Genomic DNA, 19,230 nt, shown 5'->3' with positions numbered 1-19,230 from the left:
CCCCCCCACCATCGAAAACGATGGCCGAAGAGGGTCTGGTCGCCGCCCCTTCGAGGCAAGAAGCGGCGCCACGCGACCGGTTTCGCGTTCGTGTGGCGCTCTGCCCCGATGCCCTGTGGGATCGCGTGCTGGCCCACCCCAAGGTCCGTGTTGCTCACGAGCCGGCGCCAGATCCCGCTCCCCCCGAAGGCGCGCCCTTCTTGGCCGCACGGCAGTCGCCGACCGAGCTTCGCCTGCGGCACTGGGCGGGTCCCGCCGACGCTACATCGCCCGTGATCATCTTGGAGCTGCGACCGGACGGCCACGGGGGCACGCTCGTCGATGGTCGCTTCGAGACTCGACATCGGCAGCGCCTCCTCGTCGACTTTCCCCGCGTGCGTCACGGCGGGGCCGTTTGGATCGGTGCCGGAATCGTGGCCACCTTGCTCTCGCTGGCGCTGCTGACCCCCGTGCTCGTCGGTAGTCCCACACGATTCGTGGTGTCGGTGGTGGTGCTGTTGTTCTTCTTCACCATCCCGACCGCGCTGGTGTTCATCCCCGGGCTGCTCATCTGGAACGCGGAGGGACGAAAGCAGCTGACTCCTCCGCTATGGGAACTCGTGGGCGAGCTGATGACCCCGATCGCGCTGCCCGAGATCGACACGGACCGACCCTTCCGCGGGCATGCGCTCCCGGTCGCGCGGGAATGAGACCCGAGCCCGGCCCATCTCGGCCGAGCCGCTTTCTTCGTCCCCGCGGCCGATCGTGCGAGCGTGTCCTGCGCTGGTTCAATGCCCGGGATTCCCGGATTTTACGAAGCGTTGACCAATGCATGGGGCCAAACGCCCGTCTCACGACCCTCCGACGCCGATGGACGGCGCGGCAGACGACCCAAGGAGCACGACCATGCGTTTCGATCTCGAGCAGTTCCTCGCCCTCACGATGGCCCTCGGAACCGCAGGTGCGCTGGGCGTGGCGGTCTACAGCAGTCAGGACGCCACGGCCGCCTCGCCGCAGTCGGTGGCCGCGCCGCCCGATGGCGACGAGCCCTTCCCCGAGGCAGAGGACGAACCCGCCCCCCGATCGACCGAGAACGTGGCCTTGGCGCCTGCTCCCGAGCCCACCCCCGTACCGGCCCTCGACGCCGCACCCGAGGAGCTGGAAGCGGCCCCAGGACCGCAGGTCGAGACCATGATCTGGTGATCGACCCTCGCCGCACAGGCATCACACACCCGGACGCACGGCATCGTCCGCGCGTCCTTCATCGAAGTAGCGCAGTCCTAGGCCCGCCCTCGGCTCTCCCCATCGCGTACGGCCGACGCAATGAGGTGCGCCAGCCGCAGCGCCTCCGGGACGTTGCCCGTGTCGGTCAGCCTGAGCAAGGCCTGATGGGTGACGTCTGGATCCATGCCGCATACCTGGAACACGAACACACCGCGGCGGTGGATCGGCCCTGCTCTGCGCAATCGCTCGAGCCGCAGCTCCGGGCGCGACAGCGTTCGAATCGCCCGCTCCATGGCCACGAGATCGGGCAACCGTCGCATCACCGCCACGCAGGGCCGCTCGATCGCCTCGGAGAGTCGGGGCAGATCCACCACATTGAGCCCACCAAAGGCGATCCCGTCCAGGAGGACCAAGTGAACCTGCGGCAGGTACTTGCTCCCACGCAGCATCTCGATCACCCGCTCGGTCGCCTGCCACCCATCCTTGCGGGTGCGCCCCCACAGCAGGCCCTCGAAGCGCGTGCCTCGGCAGACCACTCCGGCCAGGTCCACGCGCGCGCCCCTACGTCGCACGAACGGTGCGTCGTCGAAGCCGATGACGCGAAGCTGACGGGGAGGCTTGGGCAATCGCACGACGCGGATCCTAGCGTCGCCGACGACGTCGGCTCGCCCCCAGCCCCAACGACGCCACGAGCAGGCCGAGCACACCACTCCCGGGGGCCCGGCGCCCGCTCCGGCACGCACATCCGCCGTCGTCATCGAGCCCGGGAAACGGCCCCGGCTCGGTCTCGCTGGGGCCCGCCGTGCTCCCCGTGCTCGTAGTTCCGTCGCTCATCGGCGGAAGCAGCCCCGTGCTGCCTCCGCTCTCGTCCAACCCTCCCGAGCTGGTCGAGGTCGAGGTCCCCGGAGTCCCGGTGCTCTCGCTCCCGGTGTCGTTGGATCCCGTCGAGCCTCCACTGCTGTCGCTGGTCGGTGCTTCCATCGTACAGGTGCGCGTGCAGCCGTCACCGTCGTCGGTATTGCCGTCGTCGCACTCCTCCATCCCGGTCCACACGAAGCCGTCACCACACGTCGCCATCAGGCAATTGCCGGGGCACTCGTCGGTGTCGTCCTCGTTGGCATCGTCGCACTCCTCCGTCCCGGCCCACACGAAGCCGTCACCACACGTCGCAGCAATGCACCCGGGCAAGCAAGCGTCGGTGGGCTCGGTGTTACCGTCGTCGCACTCCTCCACCCCGGCCCACACGAAGCCGTCACCGCAGCTCGCCGCCATGCAGTTGCTGGGGCACCCGTCGGTGTCATCACCGTTGCCGTCGTCGCAGAACTCCACACCGGCCCACAAGAACCCATCCCCACACATCGCGGCCACGCAGCCGACCAGGCACGCATCGAGGTTGCTCATGTTGCCGTCGTCGCACTCTTCGATCCCCGCGAGCACGAATGCATCTCCGCACTCGGCCACGGTGCACGTGGTCGGGCAAGCATCCGTGTCGTCACCGTTGCCGTCGTCGCACTCCTCGCCATCGTCGAGGATCCCGTTGCCGCAGCAGCTCACGGGAATCCGCACCATGGCCGCGAGCGGGCCTGCGCCGCTCATGTCGTCGATGTCGACCTCGAGGTAGATCGAGCCATCGTTGGTCAGCACGTCTCCGTGCGTGTTTCCGGACGCGTTGAGGTCGGTGACCAGGGCGTCCCCCACCCCGTCACCATCGAGATCGAGCTCGTCGATTCCGGTCGAGAGGATCGCCAGCGAGCTGCCGCCGAGATCGGTGGGATCGCACGCATAGAACAGGCTCTCGATGGCGCCATTGGCGTGGCTCCACGCGTGCGCGACCCGCCCCGACTCGGCCACGGAGAGGAAGCGAACCACCGCAGTGGTCGTGAGCGTCACGCCATCGAGCACATCGCCCTCGCGAATGACGATCACGCCGTTGCGCGCGATGAACTCGTCGGTCGCCACCACCCCGGTGGTGTCACCGCTGAACACGTAGCTCCCGGCGTTGTTGACCGCCACCAGATCGAAGTTGTCCCAGTTGTCACCGGTGCCGTTGGGCGTGTTCTCCTGGTGGAGCAGCGCGCCGTCGAGGAACACGTGGCCGTCGTTGATGGCGCTCCCGGTGTCCATCAGCAGCACCGCCACGTGGTGCGTCTCGTCATCCGAGATCTGGTACGACAGGTCGATCCCGGTGGGGCTGTCGATGACGAGCCCGCCCACCATGTCCCCCGTGGCGAGCACGACTTGAACGTCGGCTGGCGACGCGGTGGGGCTGCGATAGAGCACCCGCTCCTGGGTCGTGCCTCCGCCCGTGAGGTCGAGCCCGGCCACCCAGTAGGCCGTGCCAGTGGGCACCATGGTCGGGCGACTGTGGAAGGTGGTCACGACTCCCGCCGGATATACGGGCGCCTGGGTCCCTCCCATGGCGAGCAAGCCGTTGTGCGTCCATACCGCCTCCACGCCGTCGACGCTGGGTCCATAGATGAAGCCGCCCGTCGTCGTGGCTCCCATCGAGGCCTCCGTGCCCGTCAGCATCGACATCATCTCGTTGCTGCTCAGCCAGACCACCTGGTCGTCGATGAACACGTAGACATCACCGTCGGCGAGGGTGCCGGTGAACGCAGCCGTGCCGTCGGGGAGGGTGAACGGTGGCAACGTGGTGGCCAGCGGCACCGTCGCCCCGAGCGGGATGTCACCCGCCCGCGCCACCAGCTCGGCGGGGACCACGGCTGCATTCGCCAAGAGCGCCGGTCCCACGCCGAGCGACACGGCAAGCACGCAGAGACAGCGAGCAGCGGCGGCACGGAGCGAGGTACGGCGGCGATTGGCACGAAGGAACGTCGAGCGAGCGGCCATGGTCCGGCCAGGATATCCCTCGATTGGCGGTCGAAGCCGCACCCGAGACGAGGGTCGAGGTCGCGCTCGGCTCGAGGCGGCCACCACTCGCGCGCGGTCGCCCGACGGCTCGAGCACTCTCAAGTGCGCCTCGCTCGTCCGAGCCTCCCGCGGGCTCCTTCACCCTCGATCCATCCACAGGCAACCTCGGCCCCGCTCGCGGGTGGGCTCATCGCCGCTTCGACTGAAGGCAACGATGCGTTTGGACCATGAAAAAGTAGGTGCCTCCTCATTGCGGTTTGTTAGTATTAAGGCTGCACATATTCTCGTGACCGCCCCCACCTCTGGGCCGCTTCATCGCGTGCCCTGGATGCGCGATTTCGCGTAGTCCTGGCGTTTCCACCCCCAGAGCACACTCCCGAGACCCACCATGAAGCCTGCCCCCTTGCTTCGGCGCACTCGTGCGCCTCGCCGTCTTTGCGCGTTCTTCGCGTTCTTGTTCGCATGCTCTGCCCCCGAGGAGGACGCCGGATTTCGAGGCGGGCTGAGCACCACCTCCACCACCGGGTTCGGCTCGGAGGTCTCCGACGGTGGGATCGCCTTCATCGAGGAACCGTTCTTCGACGTGGGGGGAGGACCGGGGACCACCACGGGGGGCGGATCGGGCTCCGGGGGAGGGATCGAGGTGGAGCTGCCACCCGACGCCTGCGTGCCGCTCGAGCTACTCGACCCCCGACGCTCGCTCATCGAGACCAACGAAGCGGTGCTCGCCACGTTCTCGCTGCGGAACGTGTTCCATCGCCTCGCGATCAACAGCGGCATGAAGTCGGAGCCCTCGTCGACGCACGACTTGCTCATCGACACGGCCAACGACAGTGGGACGGCGCACCTGGCCAACATGGAGCACTGCGACGACGAGCTGACCGATGGGGTCCCGTCGCTCAACGGGTATCCGGTCCAGTGCCCCCGCGCCGAAGGCGGGCAGATCGGCAACCTCGACCAGTGGCAGCTCATCGCGTTGGTCAACCGCATCGACCTGGCGCCAGCCGACGGCTCGCACTGCGGCGAGCAGCGCATGATCTTCTCGAGCAACGCGCAAGATCGGATGTTCATCATCTTCGAAGCGCAGATCCCCAATCCCGATCCCGCCTGCGGTGTGGCGGCTTGCCGCCCGCTGGCGGAGTTCTGGGAGCAGCAGAGCGCCATCACCGACATCGAGGAGCGTACGACCCGGCTGCGCAAGGCGTTCCTGGCCAGCTGGCCGGAGCTGAGCGCGGCCGGCTTCCCCCCGTTCATGCGAGCGCAGCACATGACGTTCGGGACGGGACAGGTGCGTACCAACAACTTCGATCAGTTCCCGTGGGACCTCAAGGAGTTCAAGCTCGTCGAGGGCCCAGGCGGTCGCTTGAGCGTGCAGCGCGTCCCGGTGGCCTCCAACCTGTTCGGCCCCCTGCTCGACGACGGCTTCGCTCATCCCAACGGTCCCATGTGCCGACAGGCCTTCATCGATGCGCTGGACGGGCTCCTGGTCGATGACGTCAACCTGATGGCGCTCGACGTGCCCGAAGCGTGCCTGGCCGGGGAGAGCCTGGACGAATTCGACAACCTCTACGACTTCCAGATCGCGCTGGGCAGCCAGGGATTCCGCGACGCAATCCAGGCCGAGCTCGCCGCGCTCGGCAGCGACCTCACCATCGACGAGGTCGCTGCCCGGGCGGCGTTCGCGGGCTCGTGCATCGGCTGCCACCAGCAGCAGGTGGGCGCCGACCTGGGACACGGGGTGATCGCCCCGTTCTCGGGCGGCCTGGGCTTCGTGCACGTCGAGGAGTTCTTCACCGAGAGCTGCGGCCCAGGAGGTGGAACTTGCTTTGCGATCTCGCCCGCGCTTCAGGACGTGTTCCTGCCGTTCCGACACCAGGTGATGCTGGAGCTGTTGGCGGAGTGCCCGGATGCCTGCGCGTTGGCCCCGCTCGCGTTCGACCCCACCATTGCGACGGAAGCAGGAGGATTGCCATCGGCCACGCTCGGCCCTGCGGCCCTGCGCCAGATCGACCGCGCGGCTCGGGCCCGTCGTGGCGCGTACACCCTCGGGGGACGCCCGCTGGCGGCCGTGCACTGACGAGCGCCGGCCGCCCGCGGGTCGGGGAACGCATCCCGGCGCCGCACGGTGCCGACCGGCGGTAGCATCCGCAGCAGTGGACGGCCGCCGGACGAGCCCTCGAGGTGGCAGCGAGTCGAGCATCGAGACGCTCGACGATGCGGACGTGTCGATCCCGATCCCGGTCGCCACGTTCGAGCGTGGTGACGTGCTCGGCCACTACGTCGTGCTCGAGCGCCTCGGTGCGGGCGCGATGGGCATGGTCTACGCGGCCTACGACCCTCGTCTCGATCGCAAGGTGGCGCTCAAGCTGCTGCACGCGCACGGTGCGTTCGAGGAAGGTAGCCGCCGAGCCCAGCGCCTGATGAGGGAGGCGCAGGCGCTGGCGCAGCTGAGCCACCCCAACGTGGTCGCGGTCCACGACGTGGGCACGGCGCAGGGTCGGATGTTCCTTGCCATGGAGTACGTGCAGGGGGGGACCCTCACCGCCTGGCTCGATCAGCCTCGCTCCTGGCCGCAGGTGCTCGAGGTGTTCATGGCCGCGGGTCGAGGCCTGGCGGCGGCCCACACCAAGGGTCTGATCCACCGCGACTTCAAGCCCGAGAACGTGATGATCGGAGACGACGGCCGTGTCCGCGTGATGGACTTCGGACTCGCGCGTGTGGGCGACGACGCCAGCGGAGAGCTGGCGATCCCGCTGCGCTCGTCGTCGCAGGAGCTACGGGTGGCCACGCAGCTCACGCGCACGGGCGCCGTGCTGGGGACGCCGGCCTACATGGCGCCCGAGCAACACCTGGGGCAGCTGGTCGATACCCGCAGCGATCAGTTCTCCTACTGCGTGGCGCTCCACGAGGCGCTCTACGGCGTGCGTCCGTTCGCCGGCGAGACGCTGGCCATGCTCGGGATGGCGATCACGCGGGGGCTGGTGGTCGATCCTCCTCCGGGACGCGCGGTGCCGCAGTGGCTGCGCAAGGTAGTGCTGCGGGGTCTGTCCCGTTCCCCGAGCGATCGCTACCGCGACATGGACGAGCTGCTGCGCGCGCTGCAGCACGACCCCCGGCGACATCGACTCACGGCGCTCGTGGGTGCCGGCGTGCTCGTGGCCGGTGGAGGGCTGTGGCTCCTGCGCCCCACCCCGGAACCGGCCGCGGTGCCCTGCCGCAACGTGGAGCAGCACCTTGGGGGCACATGGGACGAGGAGCGCGCGGCAAGGGTGGATGCGGCCCTGCGAGCGACGGGGTCGCCGCTGGCCGAGGACACGGCGGAGCGCGTGGCGGCACGCCTGCGGCGCTACGCCGCCGACTGGGTGACGATGCGAACCGAGAGCTGCGAGGCCACGCGGATTCGGGGTGAGCAGAGCGAGGCCATGCTCGACCTACGCAACGCGTGCTTGGACGACCGACTCCACCGCATGCGCGACCTGGTGGAGGTGCTCGAGCGGGCCGATGCCGAGGTGGTGGAGCGAGCGGTGGGTGCGGTGGCCGAGCTGCCCTCGCTCGAGCCATGCGCCGACGTGGTCGCGCTGCGCAGCGGGCTCGCTCCACCCGACGATCCCGCGGTCGCATCCGAGGTCTCGCGATTGCGCGGCTCGATTGGACGCGCTCGGGCGCAGCTCGTGTCCGGCCGCTACGAGTCCGCCAGGGCGCTGGCGACCACGGTGCTCGACGAGGCCCAGGCTCTCGGCTATGCCCCCATGCTGGCCGAAGCACACGCACTGGTGGGCGAGGTGCTCGCCGAGACCAGTGAGCCCGAGGCCGCCGCCGAGGCGTTCACACACGCGTACTTCTCGGCGTTGCAGGTGCGCCACGACGAAGTCGCGGCCCAGGCCGCCGCATCGCTCACGTCGCTGGTGGGCTACGAGCTGGCCCGCCACGAGGAAGGCACCCGCTGGGGCGAGCACGCGCTGGCCATGGGGCTACGCGTGGGCAAGGACCGGCTGCCCGAGGCCGACGCTCGGCACCGGTTGGGGGTGCTGGCCGTCGCGCTCGGGGACACCGAGACGTCCAGGCTCCACCATGAGCGCTCGTTCGCGCTGCGCTCGACCCTGCTGCCTCCCGATCATCCCGACCTGGCCAGCTCGCTGAACGCGCTGGGTAGCGTACACCTGCGCCGCGGCGAGTACGACCAGGCATTGCAGCGCTACCGAGCGGCGCTCGAGCTACGTGAGCAGGTGTTCGGCCCTCACCACCCCGAGGTGGCGGGCTCGCTCAACAATGTCTCGCTGATCCTGCGCCGCCAGGGCGAGCTCGCGGATGCACGCCAGGCCTTGGAGCGTGCGATCTCGATCTACGACGCCGCGCTGGGACCGGACCACATTCCCACGGCGCAGTCGCTCGACAACCTCGGCCGAGTGCTCCGAAAGACCGGCGATCCCACGGCGGCCGAAGCTTCGCATCGTCGCGCGATCCGCATTCGCGAGCGAATGCTGGGTCCCGAGCATCCCGACGTGGGCGACTCGCTCCTCGGCCTCGGAGAGGCGCTGTCCGATCGAGGGCTCCACGCCGAGGCCGAGCCCTTGCTGATTCGAGCCTTGGGGCTCTACGAGCGGGGTTTTGGGCCCAATCATCCGGCCGTGGCCGATGCGTTGCTCGCCCTCGGCGCGGCCCGGCTCGCCCATGGCGACGCCGTGCATGCGGAGGCGGATCTCGAGCGAGCACGTGCGCTCCTGGCCGATCGTGGAGCCGCCACCGACGAGCTCGCCGAGGCCACGCGCCTGCTCGAGCGGGCGCGTGCGGCCATCGCGAGAGACTAGCAGCTCACCGGACAAGCTCCGCCGCAGTCGACCCCGTCTTCGTCGCCATTGGTCGACCCGTCGGTGCAGGTGGGCACGTCGAAGGTCTCGGAGATCGCGGCCGCCCACGCCTCGGCGCTGCGGATGGCATCGGGACCGCTGCGCTGGCAGGACGTGCCCTGGATGCACTTCTTCTGCTCGATGTGGATCAGCCGGGCCGAGACGTTGGGATGGAGGTAGGGGTCGAGGTCGGGGGCCACGCCCTCGTAGCCGCAGACCGGGTTGGAGATCTCGTTGGAGCCCTCGTCGGTAACTCCGTTGAAGTAGCGCGCGAGCGTGTTCGTGCTGCCGACCTGGCCGCAATCCGGCATTCCATCGCCCGGGTGTGCGATGCCCCATTGAGGGTTGTGGGCATGCAGCGCATCGACGAGCTGCAACGCCCCGTCGCCGAGCGCGAGCTCGCTGCGATCGCCGTTGCTGACGAGCACGTGCACGCTTCCGCAGTTCGCCAGCCCCATGGAGTGGAATTGGAGGACGTGGAATCCGGGAGCGGCCCCGGAGAAATCGACCACTCCCCCCGCCTCCTGCGCGCCATGGTAGGCCGCGATGGTCTTGCTCGCGACGTAGAAGGGATCGATGTTGTGGGCGACGTCGGCCTCGTAATAGGGATCGCCATCGGCGTCCGTCAGGTACCCCTGGCAGGGGCTCGACACCGTGTTGGCCTCCCGATGAGCACCCGCGATCAAGGCCGAGCGTGCGTGGGTCTGTTCGAACGTCTCGGCGGCCTGCCACGCGGTGTAGAGATCCGCGTGAGGGTGCGGAGCCTGGATGCACAGCTCGTTGTGGGCGTCGGGCGCGTACAGGAACGTGCCCCAGCCGAGATCCGCGTAGCCGTCGACATCGGCATCCCGAAACTCGTAGAGCACGCAGAACTCCCGATCGTTCGATTCGAACCGTACCACGCGGTAGTGCTCGTCGAGACTGGGGGGCACGCTGGCATCGCAGTCGAAGACCCCATCGTCCATGTCGGTCATCATCTGCTCCACCACGAAGGCGAAGTCCTGGGCGTCGGCGAAGCTGGGAGGCGTATAGAGCCCGGATGCGGCGGGAGGCATGGCCGCCCTCACGCACGTGACGAAGTCCGTGATCGTGGAGTCGAGCTCGCACTCGAGATCTTGGAGACTCGGGAAGATCGGAGGAACGCCGCCCGACGGACCGCTCCAGCACGAGAGCACGTCCATGGGGTCGGAGGGATCGTCGCACACGGCACCGCCATCGCCGGCCACCGAGATCACCGAGGTCGTGACCATCCAGGGAAGGAGGACGCCCAGGGAGATGAGGCAGACTTGTCTCGCCGTAGACATTCGCTCACCCACGGCCTACGACGAGGACCACGGGCTTCAAGGGGGCGCACAGCCGCTCCGTGGCCACACGTCAGCCGATCCCGCAGAAATTGGCCTCATGCGCCTGCGCCGGCCGTGGATGCTCGCTAGCGCCGCTGCGGAGCGTCTGGTACCAGCGATACCGTGACCGCGGCGCCGTCGCGCAGCACCACCACGTCGACCGCCTTGCCCGGCTCGAGCACCGCAAACGTGGCCATGTAGTCGTCGAGGTTGTGGATCTCGCGGTCGCCGATCTTCTGGATCACATCGCCCTTTTGGAGGCCAGCCTTGGCGGCCGCGCCTCCCTCTCGCACGCCGGTGAGCCGTACACCGTCGACCTTGGCGCCGTAGTCGGGGATGGTGCCCAGCGAGACCCGAAAGCCGCCGCGGCTCCCGGCCTTGCGAGCGACCTTGATGTAGTCGGGGCGGATCCCCCCGGTGCTGAGGGCATGGATCACCCGCAGTGCGATCCCGGCCACCGTGGCCGCGCCCGCGAAGTTGATCTTGTCCACGTCGTCGGTGGGCTTGTGGTAGTCGGAGTGCGTGCCGGTGAAGAAGTGCAGCACCGGCAAGCCGGCCTCGTAGAAGCTGGTCTGATCCGACGCCCCGTAGCCGTCGTCGGAGGCGCGGAGCTCCTGGGTGCCCCGCGACTTCTCGAGCAGGTCGGGCCACACCGACGAGGTTCCCACCCCGGCGACCACCAGACCCTGCTCGCCGCCGAGTCGCCCCACCATGTCGAAGTTGAGCATCGCGACCGCGCGTTGGCGTAGGGCGGGATCGAGGTGCTCGACGTAGTGCTTGGAGCCCAGAAGGCCCATCTCCTCGGCCCCGAACGCGACGAAGTGCATGGTGTAGGGCCGCTCGCCGACGGGCAGGGCTCCCAGCACGCGGGCCATCTCGAGGATCACCCCCACCCCCGAGGCGTTGTCGTCGGCACCGTTGTGCACGGCCCGTACGCCGGGTGCGAGCGAGGACGAGGTGCCGTTGCCCAGGTGATCCATGTGGGCCCCCACCACCAGCACCGGGCTCCCCTCGGGTCCCGGCAGCACTCCGGACACGTTGGCAGTGGTGAGCACGATGGGCTCGATCGGCGTGTGCAGCGAGGCCTTGCCCTTGCCCACGCGGCCGACCTTGGGTGGCCTCGTGCCACCGGGCATGCCCCCCAGCGCCTTGGCGAGCGCGTCGCTGCCCGCCTTGCCCACCCACGCCGCGGGCATGCCCAGGTCGTTGGCCTCACCGTGATTGGGATACGGGACCTCTTGCAGGGGCTCCCACAGGATGAAGCCGACGGCACCGTGGTCGCGCGCGGCGATGAGCTTGCTCTGCGGCCGCGTGACGGCCGGGGTGAGGTGGGGATCGTCGGACGGGCCGCCGCCGATGACCACGACGATCTTGCCGCGAACCACATCCTCGCGCCCCTCGTAGTCGCCGCTGCCCTTGCCCTCGGGCGCGATGCCGTGACCCATGAACACCAGCGGTGCGGTCACGGGCGCGGCGGTCGACCCGGTGAACGGCACCAGGCCATGGGGAACCGCGTTGCGGCCGATCTTCAGGCCGGGCTCGCCGGTGGGGCGCACGCCGTCGGTAACGTCGAAGGGCTGTCGATAGCCGTCGCCGAACGCGGGCCGAAGGCCCGCGAGCTTCATCTGCGCCTCCACGTAGTCCTGCACCCGCCGATCGGCGTCGGTGCCCGGCGGCCGCCCGAGCTGGGCATCGTCGGCCAGGAACTCCACGTGGGCGCGCACGCGCTGGGCGTCGGCATCGAGCACGACCGGTGCGGGCGCCGGTGGCATGGGCGCGGGCGCGACGACCGGCGCGGGCTCGGGCGTGACCGTTTCGGCCTTGGGCTGGCAGCCGAGGGCCAGCAGCAGCAGGGCGAGGGCAGAGGACGAGCGCATGGGGGGAGCCTACCCGCGGCGACGAGCGTCGTCACCCGGGGCGGCTCACACCATCCACACCAGGCAGCCCGTGATCCACAGGCCTCCCGCCAGCATCCAGATCGCCGTGTAGCCGATGATGTCGCGGGCTCTCACGCCCGTGATGGCGAGCAGCGGCAGCGCCCAGAACGGTTGCAGCATGTTGGTCCACTGGTCGCCGTAGGCCATGGCCATCATCACGTCGGAGACGGGCAAGCCGAGGCTCAGGGCCCCCTCGACCAGGATCGGCCCCTGCACGGCCCACTGACCGCCGCCCGAGGGGATCAAGAGATTGAGCAGACCGGCCGAGAGGAACGCCATCACGGCGAATGCCCCCCCGCCCACCGCCGAGAGCGAGCGCGACAGCGCGGCCGACAGCCCCGCGCCCGCCATCACCCCCATGATCCCGGCGTAGAGGGGAAATTGCAGGATGATGCCGGTGCAGCCGCGCACGCCGTCCTCGCAGGCGGCCAGGAACCGAGCGGGGCGCCCATGGAGCACCAGCGCCCCGCACCAGAGCGCCAGGTTGACGGTGTCGAAGTCCAGGCGCGACACGCCGTGCTCGGCGAGGGTGAGCCCCAGGGCCGCGGCCATGGGCAAGGCGAGCAGCCATACGATCGCCGAGCTCTGCTCGATGCGCTCGACCCACGTGCGCGGCGCGGAGGCGGAGGGCGGCTCGCGGACCTCCGCTGGCGCGGAGACTCGGGAGCTGCGATCGCAGGCCACGGCGTCGGGATCGTCTCCGGCGCGCGGGGTGAGCCAGTAGAACAACAGCGGTCCGAGCACGAGCAGCCCGCCGGTCACCACCATGTTCAGCGAGCCCAGCACCGATTCGGTCAGCGGGATGACCCCCGCACGAGCGGCCAGGTCGGGCCCGAGCACCTCCGTCATGCCCGCCGCGGTCGTGGCCTTGAGCGGGGCGCTGCCCGAGAATCCTCCGTGCCAGGTCATCATGCCGGCGTAGCCCGCCGCGCACAGCAATGGGTAGTGGACCGAGGTGCCCCGGCGAGCTGCCTCGCGGCCGGCCTCGCGGGCGAGCAGGGCGCCGCCCACCAGACACAGGCTCCAGTTGAGCAGCGACAGGACGATCGAGACCAGCGCGACCAGGGCCACCAACGCCCGCGGCGACGAGACCCGACGCGCCAGGCCCGAGAGGCCGGCCCGGATGGCGGGCGCTGCCGCCAGCGCCGTGCCCAGCACCAGCATCGCGCACATCTGCATGGTGAACGTCAGGAGCTTCCACAGCCCCGACCCGCGGCCCCAGTCGCGCAACAGATCGAGCGGAGCGCGTCCGCCGGCGAGGGCGGTGAGCATCACCGCGGCCGTCAACAGCACCGCGATGGCGAAGGGATCGGGCACCACGCGACCGAAGCCGCTGCGCACCGAGATCCCGAGCCTGGCCAGCATCGCGGCCAGGCTATCGCGCCCGCGTGATCCCGGCCATCCCGGTGATCCATGTCCGGCGGGCCATCGTGGCCGCGCTTCCCGGCCAGCCGCTCAGGAAGGCGTCGGCTCGGAGCTCACCCCGAACGCCTCGATGCGAGCGCGCAGATCGTCGGGCCAGGGGAGTGCTCGCGCGTAGGTGGGGCTTTGGCGGTCGAGATCCATCAACGCGCACACGGTCCGGCCGCGCAGGCGGATCGACTCCGCCTCCGCGTCGCATCCCACGAACACGCGGTAATTGAGATCGATCGACGTGCGCCCCAGACGAGCGACTCGCAGCTCGACCACCAAGCGCTCACCGAAGCGGCACGGCGCCTGGAAGTCGGCCTCGGTGTGCACCGACGGCAGGCCGAGCTTGCGCTCCATGATCAGCGCGTCGTAGGGCTGGCCGAGCGCATCACCGAACCAGCGCTCCATGGCCTCGTGGAACTTCTCGAAGAAGCGAGGGAAGTACACGATGCCGGCGGGATCACAGTCGCCCCAGGTCACGTCGACGGGGTAGCGGAAGACACCGGCACAGATGGATGGCTCGGGCACCGCGAAGGAGCATAGGTGACGACCCGCCGCCGCGCCGCAGGGTGCGCAGACGCTTCGAACCCGACTTGGGGGCCATGGCCGACAGTCACTCCGGGTGCCCCCGACGATCGAGGTCGGTCGGCCCCAAGTCCACGTCGAGCACGCATGGCCGTGCCGTCTCGCGCAACGATCAACGGCGTTCCAATGCGGAGAAACCATCGAAGTGATCGATCCATCGAGGTGCGTGCAGTGGCACCATGAACGTGAGAGTGCGAGCGATGACCACGCCATACGGGATAGGGGTCGACGAGCAGGTGGCCCTCGAGGACGGGGGGTCGGCCGTGCTGTCGGGGTCGGTCACCGTGACCGCGGCCGAGCCCGGGTTCGTGCGGGTCGAGATTGCACCCGGGAGCCCGGTGGTGACCCTGCGGGTCATCGATGCCATCGAGCTGTGCGATGGCGACCTCATCGCAGCAGGCAGCCAGTGGCTTCGCTTCCAGGCCGGGGCTTCGCCCGTCGATGCGCCGCGGCTGCACCTGCTCGACGAAGCGGGCGCGGTGATGCTCTCGTTCGGCCTGCACGGACCGTCGTTGTCGATCGGGCGCACGTCGGGGGACGTGGTGCTCGGACGCGACGGCCAGCTGTCCCGGCTGCACCTGCGAGTGCTGCGACGACCGGAGGGCGTGTTCTTGCAGGACCTCGACTCGTCCAACGGCACGTGGACGGTGGTTCGACCCGGGGAGCTGCTGCCCGCGGGCAGCGTGGTCGCGGTGGGGGAGCGGCTCTACCAGCTCGGCATGCCGGCGGCCCCGGTGATGGTCGAGGCGTCGGAGGACGACCTGACCTGGCCGATCGAGCTGGCGGCGGCGTAGCGGGGACGGTGAGACGGAGCTCGTGCGGGCGAGTGTATGCTCGCCGCCGACCGCTCCTTGGCACCGCCTGCGGGGTCGAGCGAGCGCCCCGACCGCTCCTTGGCCTCCGCCTGCGGGGTCGAGCGAGCGCCCCGACCGCTCCTTGGCCTCCGCCTGCGGGGTCGAGCGAGCACTCCGACCGCTCCTTGGTCACCGCCTGCGGGGTCGAGCGAGCACTCCGACCGCTCCTTGGCCACCGCCTGCGGGGTCGAGCGAGCACTCCGACCGCTCCTTGGCCACCGCCTGCGGGTCGAGCGAGCACTCCGACCGCTCCTTGGCCACCGCCTGCGGGGTCGATCGATCTCGAAGAAGGCCTTCACTTACCGCGAACGGTGCCGTCTGAGCGCACCAAGCCCTCGTGCACGACGTCCGAGCCGTCTTCGACGCAACGATGGCCGGTGGTGGCCGAGCTCAAGGGCATGCACCAGGGCCCAAGGCTCTCCGCCCCCGACCTCACCCGAGCGCCACGAGCCGAATTTCCTCCGTGGAGAGACCGTAGAGCGAGTACACGAGCGCGTTCATGTCCTGCTCTGCCGCCTCGATCTCCACGTCGAGCGCCTGGATCTCCCGATCGAGGCCAACGACCTTCGTGGCGATGGCTGGGTTCGAGGTGCTCCGAAGCAGGAGCAACGTGCGCAAGAGCTTCTTCCCGTCGAACTTCTCGGTGACATGGATGCTTCGCATGGCGTGTCGCCACTGGGCACCGACGAAGCCGGCCTCGTCGTCGGCGAGGAACACCCCCTCGATCGCAGCAACCCCGTTGACGAGCACGCGAAGCTCACCATCCCCGTGCTCCACGGCGAGCGTCGCCCCGGGCTGGAGCATCACATCCAGCCCGTCGAGGTGAGTCGCGAGCCGCTGCGCACGCTCGAGCTTCGCCCAGCGCGTTCGCTCTCGCCCCGTGAGGCTCGACGGCGCCTCCTTCATCAGCTGCTTCGCGGTCTTCACATCGGCCCAGATCCACGACTCGTCGCGCTCGTCGTCCTCGCACCGATCGCTTGCGAGACAGGCCTCCACCCTGGCCACCAGATCCAGTCGCTTGGTGTGCAGGTCCTCGAGAGCCCGAGCCCGCCGTGCCACGTCGTCACGCTCCTCACCGGTCGCGCGCGGTATCGGTAGGGGCGCGATGAACTGCTTGTTGGCCGCTCGATAGTCGTTCTGGAACGGCTTGGAGATCCGGCGCCAAACCCAATTGGCCACGGGAGCATTGAGGATCCCGAGCAGGAAGAGCGCATCCTCGATGCCGTCGGTCAGGATCCCATTGACATCGACGTTGTCGAGACAGCACCCCCCCTCGGCATCGAGCGCGGCGAATAGACGGAGGACCAGACGCGGCACCATCAGCTTGACGAGGTGCTGCTTGTTCAGGTTCTTGGGGTAGTTGTATCCCCACCATGCGTCGTCGACGTCCATCTTCCCGCGCTCGCGGGCACGAAGCGTCGCCTCGTGGCTCTTCAGATGGGCCCACGCCAGAGGGAACGACCGCGCCATCGTCTCCGCAGGCACGAGCGAGGCCCGCTCCTCGGCGTCGACTCGATAGGGGAACAGAATGTAGGTGTCCGTCCGAGGTCGCTGATAGCGATTGGCCTCGGCGCCGGAGATCAACGGGCGCATGATCTCGTCTTCGATCTGCACCTCGACGCGATCGTCGCGACCCGCCGCCCGGCTGAGGTAGCGCCCGGGGCCGCGCTTGACGAGGTGATAGATGTGGTCGGCGCTCGTCTGGACACCAACCGCGATCCGGCGGCAAGACTCCGCCAGGATCGGATGCTCCACCCGCAGCCGGTGCCAGAGACGAGCCTCGATCTGCGGCATCAGCTCCCACGCCGCACCGTCGTCGAGCGCCGAGTAGTCGACGAACGCCGCCGGAGCCCCCCAGTCCACCGCGGCCAACCCCTCGGGGCCTGCCGGCGCGAAGGCGCAGCGCAGCGATTGCACCTCGGAGCCGCGAAAGAGCTGGACCGCGGTGTACGTGACGGCCTCGTCGAAGACTTGATGGCTCTTGAAGTCGAGCCACCGATCCAGCGCCTTCGTACGCTTCACGAAGCGGCGCAGGCCCTCGCCATGCTCGTTGACCAGCCAGGCGCTGGGTGCGATGTAGCCGAGCTTGCCGGTCGCATTCAGCAGCTCGACCCCCCGCTCGATGAACGGCAGGTAGAGATCGAAGTTCCCCGTCTGGGTGCTCTCGTAGCGCGGCCGGCCATCGGCCTTCTTCGCCCTCAGCAGATACTCGGCCTGAACATCGAGGACCCTGCGGAAATTCTGCAGCTTGACGTAGGGGGGATTGCCGATGACGCAGTCGAATCCGGGGTTCTCTCGCGCGAACACCCCCGGGAACGCCGCCTCCCAGTCGAAGGGACTGAGGCGATCCATCGCGTCCGCCGGCATGCTGGCCGGATCCCGGCCGAGCTGCTCGCAGAAGTCGGTGCCGACCAGGGCGTTGCCACACCGGATGTTCTCGTCGAGGGCCGTCAGCGGTCGATCCGGCCCAGCGGTGTGCAACCACAACACCAGCCGCGTGATCTCGATGGACTCGGCATTGATGTCGACACCGTAGAGATTGTTCGAGAGCACGGCGCGCATGGCCTCATGGGCATCGAACCGACCGAGCACGCCCGTCACCCGCTCGAGCTCGGCCGCGACCCACCGGCGTTGCTCGTACAGGCACTGGAACGCCGCAATGAGGAATGCGCCCGAGCCACACGCGGGATCGACGACCTCGAGCGCGTCGAGCCGCCGCCCGTACGCATGCAGGGCCCGCTCGTAGTCCTCGACGACCGCCGCCTTCCGGCCATCCTGTCGATTCGCGGCAATCTGGGCGCGGGTGACCACACCAATGCGATCGAAGCCCAGCTCGTTGCGAATCTCGGCGAGGCGCGTCCCGATGGTCTGCTCGACGATGTACTTGGTCACCCACTCCGGGGTGTAGTAGACGCCATCCCGCTTTCGCCTGGTGATCTCGGACATCGACTCGCGACCGGCCGCATGCGCCTCCATCACCTCGAGATCGGTGATGCTCTGTTCGAAGATCCGCCCCATCGCCGCGAGGGTGAGCGTCCTGCCCGAGCTTCCGCCCGTGGTGCCAAAGTCGTACTTGGTCGAGAAGAACAAGAGCGTCTTGGGAGCTCCGACCCAGCGAGGCTCGGCGCCGCCCTGGCCTCGAGCGCAGAGCACGAAATTGGGCACCCGCAGGTCATCGAGCTCGGGCTCGACGGCAAACAGGCCACCGTTGAATTCGCGGATGTGGTCGTCGCCGAACGGACCGCCCTCACGCATGGCGGCAAAGAGCGCCCGAACCCGATCCCATGCCTGCGTACCCGTCTCGTCGTAGGTCTGGCCATCCGAGACCTCGATCAATCGATCACGCAGGACGTTCGGCGGGAAGTGGAGCTGTTGCCCCATGTCCTCGCAGTAGAGCACGAAGATGAAGCGATCGAGCAGGCGCTGGGTGAGGCCGACGAGCCGACGCAGACGCCCTTGCCGCTCGAAGCTCGGGTTGGCCTCGCGCAGCGCTGCGAACAAGTGCTCCCGATAGGCATGGTACTCCCGGTAGAACTCGGCCTCGAGGCGACGCTCGTGGGTGACCTGCTCGCGGAGGAGCTTCTCGAGCGGCGACTTGCCGCACTCGGCCAGCAGAACGTCGGCGTGGAAGATGCGCGCGAACACGAAGCGCTGGAACGCCGCCTCGTCGGAGTCGTCGATCAGGGCGACGGCGGGATCCCCCACGGGGGGCGTGATGACGAACCGCTGGTACTGGCTCCGGTTTCCGTAGACGTACAGGCGAAACTCGTTCATGTCCGACACGAAGGCCCATGTCGGGAGGACCCGCGACGACGGTCCTGCGCGAGCCTCTCTCAGCGTATCGAAGCACCGGTCGACGAGTGAGCGCCGATGGCGGCCGCCGTGCCCGAGGTCGAGTCCAGAGCGATCGGCCTCGACCTTGCCGACGACCTGGGGGATGCCTCCGCGCTCACCTCGCCCGAAGTGGCCGAGCGCAAAGGCGGCCTCGCCGATCACCCCATCGTGGCCGTCGTTCTCCACCCCGTACGGTTGCTGGAGCGTGTAGCCGCGCCCGGCATCACCCCGACCACCGAGCCGGTATCCCCATGTGGCCTGGAGGAAGTCGTCGACGAAGGCCCTGTGCGTGACGGTCACCTCTTGCAAGGCCCTGTTGGCCCAGCATCTGAGCCGTTCATGCAGG

General features: G+C 69.0%; 12 protein-coding genes. 5 read left to right on the top strand and 7 right to left on the bottom strand.

Going from position 1 to position 19,230, the window contains the following annotated elements; genetic code table 11:
* The first annotated feature begins 20 nt into the window (after nucleotides 1-20).
* Together OEB96_RS19770 and OEB96_RS19765 are read left to right on the top strand one after the other, a co-directional pair.
* Nucleotides 21-689, top strand: coding sequence for a hypothetical protein (locus OEB96_RS19770; RefSeq protein WP_266217870.1), 669 nt, complete (start codon nucleotides 21-23; stop codon nucleotides 687-689).
* Nucleotides 690-885: 196 nt separating this feature from the next.
* A complete protein-coding gene (locus OEB96_RS19765) occupies nucleotides 886-1,182 on the top strand; it encodes a hypothetical protein (RefSeq protein ID WP_266217868.1) in 297 nt (98 codons plus the stop codon).
* Nucleotides 1,183-1,259: 77 nt separating this feature from the next.
* Here OEB96_RS19765 and OEB96_RS19760 read toward each other — a convergent pair whose 3' ends face one another.
* Nucleotides 1,260-1,835 (bottom strand): endonuclease dU, encoded by a 576-nt coding sequence (locus OEB96_RS19760; protein WP_266217866.1) that lies wholly within the window; start codon nucleotides 1,833-1,835, stop codon nucleotides 1,260-1,262.
* A 10-nt stretch (nucleotides 1,836-1,845) separates the two neighbouring features.
* Complete coding sequence (locus OEB96_RS19755; protein ID WP_266217864.1) at nucleotides 1,846-4,053, bottom strand: DUF4215 domain-containing protein; 2,208 nt, start codon at nucleotides 4,051-4,053, stop codon at nucleotides 1,846-1,848.
* 409 nt (nucleotides 4,054-4,462) lie between these two features.
* Between OEB96_RS19755 and OEB96_RS19750 the strand changes: the two genes are divergently transcribed.
* Together OEB96_RS19750 and OEB96_RS19745 are read left to right on the top strand one after the other, a co-directional pair.
* Entirely contained in the window at nucleotides 4,463-6,151 is a 1,689-nt protein-coding gene (locus OEB96_RS19750) for a hypothetical protein (RefSeq protein WP_266217862.1), read from the top strand.
* Nucleotides 6,152-6,296: 145 nt separating this feature from the next.
* Nucleotides 6,297-8,882: a serine/threonine-protein kinase gene (locus OEB96_RS19745; RefSeq protein WP_266217860.1), complete on the top strand. Its 2,586-nt coding sequence runs from the start codon at nucleotides 6,297-6,299 to the stop codon at nucleotides 8,880-8,882.
* On the opposite strand, the gene OEB96_RS19740 is transcribed toward OEB96_RS19745, so the two are convergent.
* The 4 genes from OEB96_RS19740 to OEB96_RS19725 form a co-directional block, all read right to left on the bottom strand.
* Nucleotides 8,879-10,171, bottom strand: a complete 1,293-nt coding sequence (locus tag OEB96_RS19740) for a hypothetical protein (RefSeq protein WP_266217858.1) — start codon at nucleotides 10,169-10,171, stop codon at nucleotides 8,879-8,881. The two genes, OEB96_RS19745 and OEB96_RS19740, sit on opposite strands and share 4 nt — an antisense overlap.
* A 179-nt stretch (nucleotides 10,172-10,350) precedes the next feature.
* Nucleotides 10,351-12,141 carry a M28 family peptidase gene (locus OEB96_RS19735; protein ID WP_323137415.1) on the bottom strand — a complete coding sequence of 597 codons (1,791 nt, stop codon included), beginning with the start codon at nucleotides 12,139-12,141 and terminating at the stop codon, nucleotides 10,351-10,353.
* Between the two features lie 45 nt (nucleotides 12,142-12,186).
* On the bottom strand, nucleotides 12,187-13,566 hold the full coding sequence (locus tag OEB96_RS19730) for a TIGR00366 family protein (RefSeq protein WP_266217857.1): 1,380 nt from the start codon (nucleotides 13,564-13,566) through the stop codon (nucleotides 12,187-12,189).
* Between the two features lie 90 nt (nucleotides 13,567-13,656).
* Nucleotides 13,657-14,139 (bottom strand): acyl-CoA thioesterase, encoded by a 483-nt coding sequence (locus tag OEB96_RS19725; RefSeq protein ID WP_266217856.1) that lies wholly within the window; start codon nucleotides 14,137-14,139, stop codon nucleotides 13,657-13,659.
* 257 nt (nucleotides 14,140-14,396) lie between these two features.
* Between OEB96_RS19725 and OEB96_RS19720 the strand changes: the two genes are divergently transcribed.
* A complete protein-coding gene (locus OEB96_RS19720) occupies nucleotides 14,397-14,990 on the top strand; it encodes an FHA domain-containing protein (RefSeq protein ID WP_266217854.1) in 594 nt (197 codons plus the stop codon).
* 492 nt (nucleotides 14,991-15,482) lie between these two features.
* Here OEB96_RS19720 and OEB96_RS19715 read toward each other — a convergent pair whose 3' ends face one another.
* Nucleotides 15,483-19,184, bottom strand: coding sequence for an Eco57I restriction-modification methylase domain-containing protein (locus OEB96_RS19715; protein WP_266217853.1), 3,702 nt, complete (start codon nucleotides 19,182-19,184; stop codon nucleotides 15,483-15,485).
* Nucleotides 19,185-19,230 lie beyond the last annotated feature (46 nt).

This window comes from Paraliomyxa miuraensis (assembly GCF_026337845.1).
Taxonomy (GTDB): Bacteria; Myxococcota_A; Polyangia; order Nannocystales; family Nannocystaceae; genus Paraliomyxa; species Paraliomyxa miuraensis.
The sequence above is the reverse complement of the archived record's forward strand: the minus strand, read 5'-3'. Positions and strand labels throughout refer to the sequence as shown.